The organism is Natrialba asiatica DSM 12278, from assembly GCF_000337555.1.
Classification (GTDB): domain Archaea; phylum Halobacteriota; class Halobacteria; order Halobacteriales; family Natrialbaceae; genus Natrialba; species Natrialba asiatica.
Genome location: NZ_AOIO01000040.1, coordinates 133,451 through 149,247, shown reverse-complemented (window position 1 = coordinate 149,247; position 15,797 = coordinate 133,451). Strand labels below are relative to the sequence as shown.

Genomic DNA, 15,797 nt, shown 5'->3' with positions numbered 1-15,797 from the left:
TGCTGCTCACAGCGGCTCGGGTCGTTATTCGTGCTCACCGAGCCGCTCGGACTCGGGGGACGATAGCTCGTCCCGTTCCGTCTCCGAGTTCCGATCGCGGCTGTCGTCCTGAAAGTGTGCCTCGATCCGTCGTTCGAACGCGTCCTCGCCGAGTTCTCCGGCCGCGTACTGTCGTTTGAGTTCCTCGACCGGGTCGGGAGTCGACGATGGCGAGTCGCCGCTCGCCGGCGACGGTGGTGTTTTCGCTCTGCGTGGGGATTCGGCGGCGGTGTGTTCGGCGGCGTTCCCGCCTACCACCGCCTCCGACGAGTTCGGTTTCGACGCGGACGCACCTGCGGTGTCTGCGACCGAGTACGCCGCCGGCGACGAGACGTTCCCGATGAGCGAGAGGTAGACCGGCCAGAGGACGAGCGCGGACAGGAGCAGGGCTGGAATCCCCGCTCCGAGCAGGACCGGCGTCCAGAACAACGCTGCGATGGAAAGGCCCAAGCGCGGGATCTCGAAGACGGTAAGCGCGAGCAGCCAGAGGCCGGTCATTCCGAGCGGGGCACCGAGGAGCCATCGCCCGAGCGCTCCGTCCGGCGTGTACCGTTCGATCCGTGCGTGCCACTTGCGACGCGAGTTCGACCCGGAGCGGCGAGAACCCATGGGATTACGACAGCGGCCCGATATAATAATTCCAACTGTTCGCGTTCGGGTGCTTTTGGTTAGCCGTCGATCTCGGCGTCCGAACGCGCGACGACGCCACGATACCGGCGGTCGTCGACCGGTTCGATTGCGAACTCGAGCGCCTCGTAGAAGGGCCGCACGTCCGCATCGAACCGCGCCGTCAACCGCCGTTCGCGCTCGAGTGCGCGGGTCACGAGTTCTCGCCCGATACCCCGGTTTCGATGGCGGTTGCGGACGGCGACGGCCGAGATGTGGGCCCCGCGTTCGTCCGTGTGGGGGACGAGAACGATCGCGCCGAGGATGCGTTCTCGCTCGCTCGTCTCGGGCGTCTCGGCGAACTCGTCGGTCACGCCGCGCCGGTCGCCGGCGACGAGCACGTCTTCGTTGTCGATGCGGGCTTCGACGTCGCCGGGGTCGAGCATGGCGGCGTCGATGATCCGCCGGATGTCGAGCTCGTCGTCGGGGCCGGCCGTGCGAACGTGGACGCGCATTCGGCAGGAATTCGGTTCGCGTCGTCAACAGCGCGTCGCTTTCGAATCGATTCGAGCGCGAATGCGGCTCGATCGCTTGCCCGAACTCGCGTGTACGATCGTGGTAATTGTTAAGGCGGATGGTGTGGTAAGACACACCAATGTGGGTCGCAGGGACGGCCGTCTTCGAACGATCTGCTCTCGCAGCACGGGCGACGTGCGGACGGCCGAGGGGGCGACCGGTTCATCCCGCACTGGGAAGTGAGTGCCAATGAGTCTGATCGCGATACTCGATATCGCACATTCGGACCTTGCGCTGACGCCGACGATCGCCGAGTGTCCCGAGGCGTCCATTCAGGTCGTCTCTCACTCGACGACGGATCCCGAAACCGGACTGTTCTTTTTCCTCGTCGAACGCGCGGACGAGGCGTTCGAGTCGGCTCTCGAGGACGATCACACGGTCACGGACTGGACGCTTATCGACGACTTCGGCTCGACGCGTGTCTACCGACTGGAACACGCCGAGGGAACGAAACTCATCTCACCGAAAACCGCCGGAATCGGCGGGCTCATGCTCAAAGCGGAAAGTAACGATCGCGGCTGGACCGTTCGGCTGCACCTGCCGGATCGGGACGCGCTTGCAACGCTGTGGGAGTTCTGCGAGACCGAGGACATTTCCGTCGAACTGCACCGCGTCTTCCGCCAGGACGAGTGGGTCGACGGACCGGCGACCGACGTAACCGACGAACAGCAGACTGCCCTGGTGAACGCCTACGAGGAGGGGTACTTCGAGGAACCCCGCGAAACGTCGCTCGAAGAACTCGCGACGAACCTCGACATCTCGCCGACGGCGGTCGGCGGCCGCATTCGGCGTGGCATGGGCAAACTCGTCGAAGCAACGTTGTTCGAAGAACGGTGATCGCACTGGGTCGGAGACGGGAGCATCGGGCGCTATCGCGACGACGCAGCGCACCCCACGGTGCCGCTCAAAAGGCTGCGAGGTGATCGTCGCGGGGCTCGTAGAGGGCCCCGGTCATCCGAACGCCGGCGATCGCCTCGAGCGTTTCACCGACGGTGAATCCCCGTTCGCTCATCGCTGCGACGACGATACCGATCGGTACCCCGTCGGTACCGCTCTCGATACTATCGTGCTTGTCGACACCGTACCGGGCGTCGAGACCGTCGACGACTGCTGCGACGTCGTCCGACGCGTCGAGCGCAGCGGTGACTGCAGCGCTGAACTCGAGATCGGCACGGGTGACGACGATATCGTGTCCTGTGTGCCGGTGGTGTCGCCGATAGAACGCGACGAGTTCGGTGGCCGAGTCGCTGGATCGTTCGATCTCACAGTCGGGACAGGTGGCGACGAACGGTGCGGAGCGTGAGTGGTGGGTGCGATAGGGCATACGTCTTTGGGGCGGGAGATATCGAGCAACTAGACCTCGTACGCCGCCTGTGCGAGGCGGTGAAGCTTGTGTACCGTGTGTTCGTTCGGGCCGAGCTGGGCCTGTGCGATCGCGCCGGATTTGAGGCCGCGCTGCTGTCGTTCGACCAGCTCGAAGTCTTCTTCCTGGAGCTGTCTGCTCGTTCGGATGAACTGCTCTTCTTCGTCGGTCAGCTCGGGGTCCTTGAAGTAGTAGTCCGCCACGAGCTGGAACCGCTCCTCGTCGATCGGGTCGATGATGTACGTTCCGTAGCCGTCGGCGGTGCCGTACATGTTGACCGTGAAGTTGGGCCAGAAGTAGTGGAACTGCGCTTCGTGTTCGTCGTGAATGCGCATCTCGTCGTCAACATCCTCCCTGTGCTTGTAGTGGAGCACCCAGTGGTAGTCGTTGACCTCGAGTTCGGAGTCGAGGAGTTCGAGGTCCGTGACCCAGTCCTGGTGATTCGCCTGGCAGTGGTCGCATTCGGAGTAGTTGCCGCCGAAGACTTTCCAGTTACACTCGACTTCCGAGACGATTCGCTGGGCCAGTTCGTACTCCGCCAAGGGCAGCGATTCGAGTTCGGATTTCAGTTTTCCGGCCTGTTCAGCGAGCGGCATCGGGTCGGCGGCGAAGTTGACGAAGACGAAGGGGCCGATGCGATCGCTGTGGACGTCCATGAGGGAGTTCGAATCGGCGTCCAGGTCGGGAACGTCCTCGTCTTCGAGGTCGGGATTCAGTCGCGCCTCCTCGAAACTCCGCGGGGTGCTCGCGAGGTCGCCGTCGAGGTCGTAGGTCCAGAGGTGGTACGGACACTGTATCCGTCGTGCGTTGTCCGGATCGGTCATCGGGGTCTCCTCGACGATCGCCGATCCGCGGTGGGCGCAGACGTTGTAGAACGCCTGTATGTCGCCGTCGTGATTCCGGAGGACGATGATCTCTCGGTCACCGATAGTGCGGGTGAAGTAATCTCCCGCTTCCGGAATGCAGTTTGCGTGGCCGGCGTACACCCAGTACCGCCCGAACACCTTCTCTTTCTCCATTTCGTGGACGGAAGGGTCGGTGAAGTACCGCGCCGGGAGCGCGTTCGTCTCGTCGGTGATGTCGGCGCTCACTTGCTCTACCTCGTCGAGACCGTTGTTCCACCGTGTCATGCTGTATGGCATGCCAAGACGTACCGTTCAATAAGGGTTGATCGCAGGTAGTTCGGACGTATAAGTGATGGGCGTCTTCAGTTCCGATCGCGACGAGAATGACTGCACCGCTGACCGCTCCCTTTCCGATCTCTCGTCGTCGCGCGGGCGCGAACCGTCCGTTACCGTTCCGGACGCATACGGACTGCCGGCAGTCAGTTTCGGCGCAGCCGCGACCCGTCCTGCGGTTGCGCTGGAAAACCGGTACGGCAGCCCGTATCACAGTCCGAATCCGCCGGTTGCCGCGGCAAAAAGGGATGGCGTGAGACAGACTAACTATCAAGGGGCGTGTCCTCGAACCGACCGGGAGTATGCAATCACCAGGCGACCGGTACGACGTCGTGGTCGTCGGCGTCGGCGGCATGGGCAGCGCGACGACGGCTCACCTCGCCGAGCGCGGGCTCGACGTACTCGGACTCGAGCGATACGACATCCCGCACACGATGGGGTCGTCACACGGCATCACGCGGATAATTCGCAGAGCTTACTACGAACACCCGTCGTACATTCCGCTCATCGAGCGGGCGTACGACCTCTGGGATGAACTCGCAGCCGAGACCGATCGCCAAATCATCCGCCGGACGGGATCGATCGACGCCGGCCCCGAGGATACCCTCGTCTTCGAGGGCTCGCTCCGGTCCTGCGAGAAGCACGACATCCCGCACGAGGTCCTGACGAGCGAGGAGGTAACCGAGCGCTTTCCCGGCTACCGGCTTCCGGAGGGGTACAAGGCACTGTACCAGCCCGACGGCGGGTTCGTCGTCCCCGAACAGTCGATCATCGGGCACGTCGAGACCGCACAAGCCGCCGGGGCTGACGTCCGCGCCCGCGAACGAGTTCACGACTGGGAGCCGACACCGTCCGGCGGCGTTCGCGTCGAGACCGACCGCGGCACCTACGATGCGTCGGCGCTGGTCCTCGCTGCCGGCGCGTGGAACTACAAGTTCACCGACGCGCTCGACGGACTCGCAATTCCCGAACGCCAGGTCCTCGGCTGGTTCCAGCCCGAGCGGCCATCGACGTTCGAACCCGACACCTTCCCGGTTTGGAACCTACAGGTCCCCGAAGGCCGCTTCTACGGACTGCCGATCTACGACGTCCCGGGATTCAAGATCGGCAAGTACCACCATCGCGACGAACGGGTCGACCCGGATTCGTACGAGACGGACCCCGACCGGGACGACGAGCGCCTGCTCCGGGAGGTCGTGGCGAACTACTTTCCCGAGGCCGACGGGCCGACGATGCGACTCGCCACCTGTATGTTTACGAACTCGCCGGATGAACACTTCATCCTCGATACCCTCCCCGACCATCCGCAGGTGGCCGTCGGTGCGGGTTTTTCGGGCCACGGATTCAAGTTCGCCAGCGTGATCGGCGAAATCCTCGCCGACCTCGCGGTCGACGGCGAAACCGACCAGCCGATCGATATGTTCCGACTCGAGCGGTTTGACGACGAGTCGGGGTAGCCCCGAGAACGAGCGCTCGCGAATCGCTACTTACTCCACCGATCGTCCAGGATGCGCTCTTCGGGCGTCGGCCGCCCGGGATGAATGCCGTATCTCGCGAACCAGTAGAGTACCGTCACCGCGACCGCACACAGGATGGTTGCTCCGGCAATTCCCTCGAGCGCGGTCGTTGCGATCGGTCCGGAGAACGCCTCGCCGACCGCTGCGGCCTGCTCGTTCGACGGTGCCGTTGCGAGCCCGTACGGGAGAAAGGCGGCGAACGCGAGTACCCACCACCGCCTTGCGGCACGCCGAAGGGAGTCGACGGACCGGCCGCGGACGGACCTGACCACGCCGAAGAGACCGGCGGCGATCAGGAGCACTGCGGGTACCGTTCGGACGGCCGCGGGAAAGCCAGTATTAATCATCACGCCGATCGCGACTGTGCCGGCCGAAACCGCCGGGAGCAGCGTCGACGATGCGGGAGGGGTGCGGCGCATACTGCCCGCCGATTACGGCGGATCGTACAAAGGTTTCGCGAACTTCGAACCGTCGCTTGCGGTGAAAAAACAACTCGCTGACGCCCGTCAGCGCACAACAAAGAACGTATTACCCGTCCGAACAAGGCGAACGTGAGAACGGTTGCGGCAGGGTTCCGAACGAGACCGCCACCGGACGATCGAACGCCGGGTGCCGCACACCGACCACGGATAGATGAAGCTGCTACGACACCTCTGGAAACGCCACGTTACGGGCCGCCCCGACCAGTACCAGGCGTACGTCTCCTTCCCGTCGCGGACGGATCGACCGGTCGGCGACGTCCACGACCGAATCGAAGAACTGGAGTACGCTTTCGAAGGCCGACTCGACATCTACGCCCGGTCACAGGGCGTCGCAGTCGTCACGGACCGCATTTCCGCGGAAGCGTTCGACGTGGACACGTTCGAGTCGATCCTCGAGCGAATCGAGGACGCCTACGCCACGACGCACCGACTCGCACAGCTCGAGAAGTGCCGATCGATCGACGGCCGTCTCGTCACGTCCTACGTCGTCGTGCCCGTCAAGCCGCTCTTTCCGCGCTCCACGGCCGACCGGTCGGCGGGACAAGTTGCACCGCCGACCGACTGAGGCGACTCAGACGGCCGAGGCGGCCGAGGCGACTCAGTCGTCTTCCGATCCCGTTCCGGGACCGGGCTCAGCTCCGGGTTCTCGATCGCTACCGCGCGACTCGCTGCCGCGGGGACGTTCGCTCTCCGAGGCGCTCTCGGTCGGCGCGACTGAACTCGTCCGTCCCATCCAGTGGTCGATGTTTTCGGCGACGTAGTCCTTACCGCCCCAACCGAACGCGACGCCAGCACCGATGGCCACGGCGGCCGCCAGTCCCCACGCGAGCGCTCGGGCGAAGACGTACAGGATGCCGACATCGATCCCCATCGTGTCGAGACCGATGACGATCGCCGTGAAATAGAGGAACATGCGAGCCCCGTTCGCGAACCAGCTCGCGTACGCCGTCTCCGCTGCCGCTCGCGTTCGTTCGATGACGTCGCCGATGAAGTCGGCGACCACGAACCCGAGGACGATGACGAGCAGGCCCGCGATGAACGCCGGCAAGTACGAGACTGCCGTCGCGATCCACTCTGAGAGAGTCGGGATCGCAAGCGCGTTCGCGGCCGCAAGGATGGCGAGCGCGTAGACGAACCACTTCCCCAGCTTCCCGAACGCGCTGGAGACGGCCCGTTCAGTTCCCCCGAGTATCCGCCCGAGCGGCGTCTCGAGGACCATCCGATCGAGTTCGATGCCGTCGGCGATTCGTCGGACGAGCCGCGCGGCGAAACGACCGACGACCCAGCCGATGAGGAGGATAACTAGCGCTCCGATCAGCCGGGGAAGGAACACGACTAGTTCCGCGACCGGATCCTGCAACCACTCCGGTACCTGTACCTGTTGGGCGGGTTGGAGTTGTACCATACGTGTCGCGCTTGCGCTCCGCCACTCTTTGTAATTATCCAACTATTCGAGAGTCTGTAAAAATCCGTTCACTAGCACAACCGATACGACGGATGAAGCATCCGTTACGGCGAATTATACGACATATGGGTCGTCTCTGAGCGACGACGAACGGGAAGTCTCGCCGACGCAAGACGGACTATGAACAGCACCGAAACCGTGGGACGAGGCGCCTATAACAGTTGATTGGACCGCGATCGGCACTGGCGCTGTCGGCGATCGGCTCGCGTTCGGCGTCGTGATCCGATGGCGATTCGGCGGACGTTTCAGTTTTCGCTCAGTATCCGGATCCGGATACGATTCGGAACGCGGCTCGACGAGACGTCTCGTTCTCGGTCGTCATCGACCGACGGCGACTCGCCGGCTCGCGCCGGCGCGAGTTCGTTTGCTCTCGCGAGCGTCTCTGCGATCGGGTACGGCAACCGGCCGGTCGGCTACGAGCGGTGTGACAGTCGGCTTCCGAACGCAGCGTGAGATCGCCGCGATGTCGCGAGCGCCGGTAAGACGGTATTACCATTACCGCCCCGAATTAATCCTCATCGAACGAAACGGGAGAATAGTGCGACCGAAACCGAATCCGGGCCCGGGTGCGTGAGACGAGAGCGACCGTCGATTCACGTAGCGGCCCCATATGGACTGCTTTCAGTCAGTGCCGGCGCACCCGCGGCCGTCTGCGAGTGTGCCGGGAAATCGGTACGGGAGACCGCTTCAGTCGACGACGGTGCTGGTAGAATCCGCCAGCACGACTACCGACGACTGCGCCGTTCGGCCCGTTTCGCCGCCGAGTTCGTCGCGCTCACCCGACGGCAGTTATACGCCCCAGATTATCCACCCGGGTAGCTATGGTCGATCGCATGGCACATTCCGTGTCATATGAGTACAGGGAACACGATACCCGACAGCGCGGGAACCGTCGTCGTCGGTGCCGGCTGCGTGGGCTGTAGCGCCGCCTATCACCTCACTGAACTCGGACGCGAGGACGTCGTCGTGCTCGATCAGGGACCGCTGTTCGAGACCGGCGGCTCCACGTCACACGCGCCCGGACTGGTGTTCCAGACCGGCGGCTCCAAGCTGATGACGCGGATGGCGTCGTACACGCGCGAGCTGTACGAAGCGCTCGACGGATTTCGAACGTGCGGCGGCATCGAGGTCGCAGCCACCGAGGACCGCTGGAACTACCTGCAACGAAAGCGAGAACGGGGGCAGTCGTACGGCGTCGAGGGCGGCGAACTCCTTTCGCCCACTGAGGTTGCCGAACGGATCCCGCAGATCGACGCGGATACCATCTACGGCGGCTACCACGTCCCGACGGACGGCAAAGCCCACGCCGTCGACGCCTCCGCCGCGATGGCCGAGCGCGCCCGGGCGGCCGGTGCCGAGTTCTACGGCGAGACGACGGTGACCGACCTCGAAACGGCCGGTGGCGAGATTCAGACGGTCGTCACCGACCGGGGGCACATCGCGGCCGACGAGGTGCTCGTCGCGACGAACATCTGGGGACCGCTGTTCGGCGACATGGTCGACGTGGATATTCCGCTGGTCCCCTGTGCTCACCAGTACCTCGTCTCCGACGAACTCGCCGCGCTCGCGGGGGCGAATCGAGAGATCGAGCAACCGCTGCTTCGCCACCAGGATCAGTCGCTGTACTTCCGCCAGCACGGCGAGCGCTACGGCATCGGCTCGTACAACCACGAGCCCCTGCTCGTCGATCCCGCAGACATCTACGGCCCCGAGAAACTCGCGGATCTCGGCCTCGAGTACCCGTCTTTGCGCGAGTTCACCGAGGAGCACTTCGTCGAGAACACGCACCCGGACCACGACCGGTCGGCCGCCGATGCGGCGGCCGAACTCGTTCCCTCGCTGCGGGATGCGACGTTCGAGTCGGCGATCAACGGGATGTTCTGCTTCACTCCGGACGGAATGCCGATCCTGGGGCCCGCTGAGGGTATCGACGGGCTCTGGTGGGCGCTCGCCATCTGGGTGACACAGTCCGGGGGTGCCGGGAACATCGTCGCCCACTGGATGGAGGACGGCGTCCCGCGGCTCGACGGCGAGCGCGTCGATGCGACGCCCGCACACGTCTCTCGCTTCCAGCCCCACGCCGGCTCGCGAGAGTACGCCCGAGGCCGCGGTGCCCAGCAGTACCGGGAGGTCTACCAGCTGATCCACCCGCGCGAACAGCCGGCGGACCAGCGGGAACTCCGCCGGAGTCCGTTCTACGAGCGCCAGGCCGAACTCGGCGCGGCGTTCTACGATTCGGGCGGCTGGGAGGTGCCGCAGTGGTACGAGTCCAACGAGGCCTTGCTGGAGGAGTACGACGTTCCGGACAGACCGGACTGGCTCGACCGCGGCTGGTCGAAGGCCCAGGGCGTCGAGCACCAGGCGGTCCGCGACCGCGTCGCGATGGTCGATATGACCGCGTTCACCGGGATCGAGGTGACGGGGGAGGGGGCCTGCGAGTTCCTCCAGGGACTGTTGACCAACGATGTCGATGTCTCGCCGGGCCGGATGCGCTACACCGCGATGTGCAACAGGGACGGCGGCGTCCTCGCGGATCTGACGGTCAGTCGGCTGGCGGACGATCGCTACATGGTGTTTACGGGCGGCGGGAACTCGGCGACGCTGCACTCGCGGTGGGTCCGCGAGCACGCACCCGACGACGGCTCCGTCTCGGTGACCGCGCACGACTCGAGTCTGTGCGGGGTCGGCGTCTTCGGGCCCGACGCGCGGAACGTGTTGGCTCCGCTCGTCGAGGCGGATCTCTCGAACGACGCGTTCCCGTTCTATACGGCGCGCGAGACGCACCTCGAGAGTCTGCCAGTGACCATGCTTCGACTCTCCTATGCGGGCGAGTTAGGCTGGGAGGTTTACGCGCCGATGGAGTACGGCGCTCGGCTGTGGGAACGGATCGAAGACGCCGGCGAGGCGCACGGCATCGTTCCGATGGGGTGGGCGGCCCTCGACTCGACGAGCATGGAGAAGGGGTTCCGGCTGTGGGGAACCGACCTTACCCCCGAGTTCAACCCCTACGAGGCGGGCATCGGCTTCGCCGTCGATCTCGAGACGAATTTCGTCGGAAAGGAGGCGCTTCTCGAGTCGCGCGACGCGGGAATCGACCGAAAAATCACCCCGATCACGCTCGATGAACCGGGCTCACTCGTCGACGCCGGTCATCCGGTGTTCGATCCCGACGGCGGCGACGTGCTCGGGGACGTCGTCCGGGCCGACTACGGCTACACGATCGACGCGGGGATCGCCTACGCCGTCCTGCCGGCGACTGCGGCCGAGGCGGGTCGCGAAGTCGAGATCGGGTACGAGAACGAGCGCCGTTCCGCGACGGTACGAGACGAACCATTATTCGACCCCGACCGAAAGAAACTGTTGCGCTGATACGATGACTCACGATTTCGAACCCGTCACCTTCGGCGATATCGAGGCCGCCCGCGACCGACTCGACGACGACTCGGTCGTCAAACACACGCCCGTCGAGCGAAGCACGTCCCTCGACGAGCTAACCGGTGCCGAGGTCTTTCTCAAGATGGAGCACCTGCAGTGGACGGGCTCGTTCAAAACCCGCGGCGCGTACAACAAGATCGCCCAGTACGTTGCTGATGGTGAATCAGAATCGGGAACGGGGACAGAAACAGAAACGGAAACGGAAACGGTACCCCGAACAGAGACGGACCGAGTCGTCGCCGCGAGCGCCGGCAACCACGCACAGGGCGTCGCCCTCGCCGCGACGAAACTGGGCGTCGACTCGACCATCGTCATGCCGCGAACCGCCCCCCAGGCCAAGGTCGACGCGACGCGGGGCTACGGCGCGACCGTCGAACTCGTCGGCACCGACTTCCAGGACGCGATGGCTCACGCTCGGGACCTCGTCGACGAGACCGACGCCGAGTTCGTCCACGCCTACGACGACCCCGCGATCGTCGCCGGGCAGGGAACGCTCGGACTCGAGATGTACGAGGACGTCCCGGCCGTGGACACGATCGTCGTCCCGATCGGCGGCGGCGGCCTCATCTCGGGAATCGCGACCGCATTCGCGGAACTGTCGCCGGAGACGCGCGTCGTCGGCGTGCAGGCGACGGGTGCTGCGACCGTTTCCGACAGCCTGCAAAAAGGGGCCCCGATCGCGCTCGAGTCCGTCGACACGATCGCCGACGGCATCGCCACGGGCGGCGTGTCTGAGCTGACGCTCTCGCTCATCGAGAACCACGTCGACGAGGTCGTGACGGTGACCGACGGCGAAATCGCTCGCGCGATCTTGCTGTTGTTAGAGCGAGCCAAACAGGTCGTCGAAGGCGCGGGTGCGGCCGCAGTTGCCGCGATCATCAGCGACGAACTCGACGTCGAGGGCGAGACGGTCGTGGCGCTGCTCGGCGGCGGCAACCTCGACATGACGATGCTCCAGACGGTCCTCGTCCACGCGCTGAGCGACCGCGAACAACTGCTTCGATTGCGCGTTCGTATCGACGACCAGTCCGGCAAGATGGAGGAAATCTCGGGACTTATCGCCGATCACAACGCCAACATCCAGACCGTCCGCCACGATCGATCCGCACCCGAACTCGACGTCGGCGAGGCCCACCTCGACTTCCAGATCGAGACCAGCGGCGCAGGGCAGGCGCGGGCGATCATCCGCTCGATCCGCGATCACGGCTACGAAGTTACGCACGTCAACGCCTGACGACCCGCTTCTTCGGCCAGTTAAAAGCCCCACCATTGATTAAGATGAACACTGATAGCGCCCTTTGTCAATTATTGCCACGACCGTCCGTCACACGATAGGCCGCAGCACGGAGACTGCGCCGCTCGATCGACGGTCGACTGATCGAGAGCACGGAGGCGGGCGGACACGGCGTGATACGGTGACAACCCATGACAGACTCAGGCTCACAGCGTACAGTAACCAGGTTCCGCGATGAACTCGATTCCGTCGTCTTCGGCGTCGGATTCGTCGTTGCGGCCATCGCAGTGCTCGCGTTCATCCTCAGACCGGACCGGGCGTCGGAGTACATGAACGACGCGAACGAGTTCCTCTGGACGGCGCTCGGCTGGTGGTACTTGATCGCGATGTTCATCCTCGTCGCGTTCGTCGCGTTCCTCATCTTCGGTCCCTGGGGAAACATTACGCTCGGCGACGACGACGAAGAACCGGAGTTCTCGTTTCTCGCGTACTTCGCGATGCTGTACTCGGCGGGGATCGCCGCCGGGATCGTGTTCTGGGGGCCGGCCGAGGCGATCTTCCACTACGATACCGTTTCGCCGTTTATCGCCGCCGAATCGCAATCGTCCGCGGCTGCCGTCGGTGCCGTCCAGTACACCTTCTTCCACTGGGGCGTCTCCGCGTGGACGGCCTACGTGGTTATGGCGCTCCCGATCGCGTACTACGCGTACCGCTACGATGCCCCGTTGCGCATCTCGACGGTGATCGCTCCGTGGGTCGGACTCGACAACCTCGACGGCCCGCTCGCAAAAGTCATCGATATCCTCGCGGTGTTCGCGACGATCGGCGGCGTCGCGACCACGCTGGGACTCGTCGGGAATCAATTCCTCGTCGGCGTCGAGTGGATGACGGGGGCGAGCGTCGGCGACGCCGGAACCGTCCTCGTGATTACCGGCCTCACCGTCGCGTTCACGATCTCGGTCGCGCTCGGGGTCCGAAAGGGGATCCGCCGAATTTCGTACTTCAATATGGCGCTGTTCGCCCTGTTGACCGTCGTCACGTTCGTTCTCGGCCCGACGACGTACATCATGTCAGTCGGCACCGAGGCGCTCGGGGCGTACATCAACCAGTTCGTCACGATGAGCTTCTACACCGGCTCCGCGGAGACTGCCGGCGGCGCTATCGCCGGCTGGGTCGGCGACTGGACGATCTTCTACTGGGCGTGGTGGTTCTCCTGGATGCCGTTCGTCGGCCTGTTCATCGCGCGGATTTCGCGCGGTCGAACGGTTCGACAGGTCGCCGTCACCGGCGTCGTCGCCTCGACCGGCGTCACGATCCCGTGGTTCGCCACCATGGGTGCCACGGGAATCTTCATGCAACAGACCGGGCGGGCCGACATCCTCTCCGTCATCGGTGAACTCGGCGAGGCCGGCTCGGGCTACCCGCTGTTCGAAGCCCTGCCGCTCGGCGGCCTGCTGACGGTCCTGTTCCTCGTGCTCGTGACGACGTTCCTCGTCACGTCGGCCGATTCGTCGACGTTGGCACTCGGGATGCTCACCACCGGCGGTGCCGAACGACCGTCGACGATCAACCGCGTCATCTGGGGCGTCCTCATCGGCGCGCTCGCGTCGCTGCTGATGGTCACCGGCGGCGTCGACGCACTGCAGGCGGCCGCGATCATCACCGGCGGCCCGTTCTCGATCATCGCCCTCCTCGCCGTTGCATCGATGGCGTTCTCGTTCGGCACCGAACGCCCGCTGTTCCTCCGCGAGGAAGACAGCGTGGAAATGCCCGGCTCCAGCGAAGTCGTCAGCGGCAGCGCCCAAGACGACGACTGATCGGCCCGCTTTTCGAGCACGCGATTCCGCACCTCACTCACGCTCGCCGCCGAGTTCAGCCGACCGACCCAACATCGTCGGATCGATCGGCGGACTCGGACGGTCTGCCGTACCGATCGCCCGGCGCACCCGGACGGGTCGCGGCTGCGACGGCACTGACTGCCAGCGGCCCGTCTCAATCACTCCTTCGGGCTAATCTTCCCCGCAAACGTCTGGAACGCGATTTCGTCGTCGGGAACGTGGAACGTATCGGTCGCGAACTCGTAGTCGTTTTCCGGCGTCTCGGCGGTCCACGTGATGTAGCCGAACTCGTCTTCCACGAGTTGTTCGTCAATCGTTATCGACGCGTCCGGCGCATCGAACTCGTCGAATAGCGTCTCGAACAGTCCCTCGATCTCCGCGAGTCCCCGAAACGTCCCCATGTTCGTGACGACGGTCGACTCGTCGGTGTAATCCTCCACGACGGCGTCGAGATCCTGGCTCTCGAACGCCTCGAGGTGGTGGTTCAGTACGTCTTCGGTCGTAGTCATGAAATGCAAATCCCGCCGAGTTCACCCGTTCGACGAGACTGGTACTTGTTTAACACGATCCATCATAACGGTTCTGTCGAACTCTAGAGTATCGGCGGTGAACGGCGACCGCGACGGCGGATCGTCGCCAGTACCACCGCCCCTAGGTGCTATCCGCGGACCGCGTTCCGTTCGGCGGTCACCTCAGTCGTAGATCGGGTGCGTCTCGCAGAGCCGTTGTACGTCCTCGCGAACGCGGTTTCGAACGTCCTCGTCGTCGGGGTCGTCGAGAACGTCGGCGATGTGGTGAGCGACCGTTTCGAGTTCGTCCGCACCGAATCCGCGCGTCGTCAGCGCGGGCGTCCCGATCCGGATCCCGCTGGTGACGAACGGTGACCGCGTCTCGCCCGGTACGGTGTTTTTGTTGACGACGATGTCGACGGCAGCGAGGGCGGCCTCGGCGTCGTCGCCGGTGAGGTCGGGGTGTGAGTCCCGCAGATCGACGAGCACGAGGTGCTTGTCCGTGCCGCCGGAGACGAGCGACAGGCCGCGGTCACGGAGGACATCCGCGAGGACTGTCGCGTTCGCGACGCTCTGTTCCGCGTACGCCTCGAACGCCGGCGTCGTCGCCTCCGTGAAGCCGACGGCCTTCCCGGCGACGTTGTGCATGAGCGGCCCGCCCTGGCTGCCGGGAAAGACCGCGCTGTCCACGTCGTCAGCGTACTCCGCGTCGCACATGATGATCCCGCCCCGGCCGGCCCGGATCGTTTTGTGCGTGCTGCCGGTGACGAACGTCGCGTGATCGACGGGACTCGAGTGCACGCCGGCCGCGACGAGCCCCGTGATGTGCGCGATATCGGCGAGCTGGTGGGCACCGACCTCGTCCGCGATTTCGCCGACGCGCTCCCAGTCGAACTCGCGGGGGTACGCCGAGGACCCGCTGACGATTAGCTCGGGCTCGACGTCGTGAGCCAGCGCGGCGAGTTCGTCGTAGTCGATGTATCCGGTTTCGGGGTCGACCTCGTACTGGGTGACGTCGTAGAGTTGCCCGGAGAAATTGACGTGGTGGCCGTGGCTCAAGTGCCCGCCGTGGGTCAGGTCGAGCGAGAGGATCGTCTCGCCCGGCTCGAGGGCCGCGAAATAGACGCCCATGTTCGCCTGCGTGCCGGAGTGGGGCTGGACGTTGACGTGATCCGCACCCCACAGGTCGGTCGCCCGTTCGACGGCCAGTCGCTCGACCTCGTCGACGAACTCGCAGCCGCCGTAGTAGCGCGCGCCGGGATAGCCCTCGGCGTACTTGTTCGTTAGCGCCGTCCCCTGGGCCGCGAGGACGGCCTCGGAAACGTGGTTTTCCGATGCGATCATCCCGAGCGTCGACTCCTGGCGCTCGCGTTCGTTCGCGACGGCGTCGGCGACCGTCGGCGCAACATCTCTGATGGGGTTTGGCATACCACTGCCATCGGCGCTCCGTTCTAAGTAGCTTGATCGCAGGTGATCGACCCGTTGAAAAGGCCCTTCCGAGCCGTGGTATCCGCGCACCGTGCGATACACGCGATCCGCGCCACCCGCTCCACCC

The 15,797-nt window shown here is 64.8% G+C and carries 15 protein-coding genes; 7 read left to right on the top strand and 8 right to left on the bottom strand.

Annotated features, from left to right (window positions below; all coding sequences use genetic code 11):
- Positions 1-24 precede the first annotated feature (24 nt).
- Complete coding sequence (locus C481_RS18305; protein ID WP_006110813.1) at positions 25-648, bottom strand: SHOCT domain-containing protein; 624 nt, start codon at positions 646-648, stop codon at positions 25-27.
- A 59-nt stretch (positions 649-707) separates the two neighbouring features.
- Positions 708-1,160, bottom strand: a complete 453-nt coding sequence (locus tag C481_RS18300) for a GNAT family N-acetyltransferase (RefSeq protein ID WP_006110812.1) — start codon at positions 1,158-1,160, stop codon at positions 708-710.
- A 250-nt stretch (positions 1,161-1,410) separates the two neighbouring features.
- On the opposite strand from C481_RS18300, the gene C481_RS18295 reads away from it, so the two are divergent.
- Positions 1,411-2,058, top strand: a complete 648-nt coding sequence (locus C481_RS18295) for a helix-turn-helix domain-containing protein (RefSeq protein WP_006110811.1) — start codon at positions 1,411-1,413, stop codon at positions 2,056-2,058.
- 67 nt (positions 2,059-2,125) lie between these two features.
- Here the strand turns inward: C481_RS18295 and C481_RS18290 are convergent, their stop codons facing one another.
- Together C481_RS18290 and C481_RS18285 are read right to left on the bottom strand one after the other, a co-directional pair.
- The gene (locus C481_RS18290; RefSeq protein WP_006110810.1) at positions 2,126-2,545 is read right to left on the bottom strand and encodes a hypothetical protein; all 420 of its coding nucleotides are present in this window, start codon (positions 2,543-2,545) and stop codon (positions 2,126-2,128) included.
- A 29-nt stretch (positions 2,546-2,574) separates the two neighbouring features.
- Positions 2,575-3,714 carry an aromatic ring-hydroxylating oxygenase subunit alpha gene (locus C481_RS18285; RefSeq protein WP_006110809.1) on the bottom strand — a complete coding sequence of 380 codons (1,140 nt, stop codon included), beginning with the start codon at positions 3,712-3,714 and terminating at the stop codon, positions 2,575-2,577.
- Positions 3,715-4,064: 350 nt separating this feature from the next.
- Between C481_RS18285 and solA the strand changes: the two genes are divergently transcribed.
- Positions 4,065-5,219, top strand: a complete 1,155-nt coding sequence (gene solA / locus C481_RS18280) for an N-methyl-L-tryptophan oxidase (RefSeq protein WP_006110808.1) — start codon at positions 4,065-4,067, stop codon at positions 5,217-5,219.
- Positions 5,220-5,245: 26 nt separating this feature from the next.
- Here the strand turns inward: solA and C481_RS18275 are convergent, their stop codons facing one another.
- Positions 5,246-5,698 carry a DUF1467 family protein gene (locus C481_RS18275; RefSeq protein ID WP_006110807.1) on the bottom strand — a complete coding sequence of 151 codons (453 nt, stop codon included), beginning with the start codon at positions 5,696-5,698 and terminating at the stop codon, positions 5,246-5,248.
- Positions 5,699-5,912: 214 nt separating this feature from the next.
- Between C481_RS18275 and C481_RS18270 the strand changes: the two genes are divergently transcribed.
- A complete protein-coding gene (locus C481_RS18270; protein ID WP_006110806.1) occupies positions 5,913-6,326 on the top strand; it encodes a hypothetical protein in 414 nt (137 codons plus the stop codon).
- Positions 6,327-6,359: 33 nt separating this feature from the next.
- Here the strand turns inward: C481_RS18270 and C481_RS18265 are convergent, their stop codons facing one another.
- A complete protein-coding gene (locus C481_RS18265) occupies positions 6,360-7,166 on the bottom strand; it encodes a mechanosensitive ion channel family protein (RefSeq protein WP_006110805.1) in 807 nt (268 codons plus the stop codon).
- Between the two features lie 285 nt (positions 7,167-7,451).
- On the opposite strand from C481_RS18265, the gene C481_RS18260 reads away from it, so the two are divergent.
- From C481_RS18260 to C481_RS18245, 4 genes are all read left to right on the top strand, one after another.
- Positions 7,452-7,679 (top strand): hypothetical protein, encoded by a 228-nt coding sequence (locus C481_RS18260; protein ID WP_006110804.1) that lies wholly within the window; start codon positions 7,452-7,454, stop codon positions 7,677-7,679.
- Between the two features lie 399 nt (positions 7,680-8,078).
- Positions 8,079-10,595 (top strand): GcvT family protein, encoded by a 2,517-nt coding sequence (locus C481_RS18255; RefSeq protein WP_006110803.1) that lies wholly within the window; start codon positions 8,079-8,081, stop codon positions 10,593-10,595.
- Between the two features lie 4 nt (positions 10,596-10,599).
- Positions 10,600-11,895, top strand: a complete 1,296-nt coding sequence (gene ilvA / locus C481_RS18250; RefSeq protein ID WP_006110802.1) for a threonine ammonia-lyase — start codon at positions 10,600-10,602, stop codon at positions 11,893-11,895.
- A gap of 191 nt (positions 11,896-12,086) precedes the next feature.
- Positions 12,087-13,712: a BCCT family transporter gene (locus C481_RS18245; protein ID WP_006110801.1), complete on the top strand. Its 1,626-nt coding sequence runs from the start codon at positions 12,087-12,089 to the stop codon at positions 13,710-13,712.
- Between the two features lie 179 nt (positions 13,713-13,891).
- Here C481_RS18245 and C481_RS18240 read toward each other — a convergent pair whose 3' ends face one another.
- A complete protein-coding gene (locus tag C481_RS18240; RefSeq protein ID WP_006110800.1) occupies positions 13,892-14,242 on the bottom strand; it encodes a nuclear transport factor 2 family protein in 351 nt (116 codons plus the stop codon).
- Positions 14,243-14,425: 183 nt separating this feature from the next.
- The gene (locus C481_RS18235; RefSeq protein WP_006110799.1) at positions 14,426-15,670 is read right to left on the bottom strand and encodes a serine hydroxymethyltransferase; all 1,245 of its coding nucleotides are present in this window, start codon (positions 15,668-15,670) and stop codon (positions 14,426-14,428) included.
- Positions 15,671-15,797 lie beyond the last annotated feature (127 nt).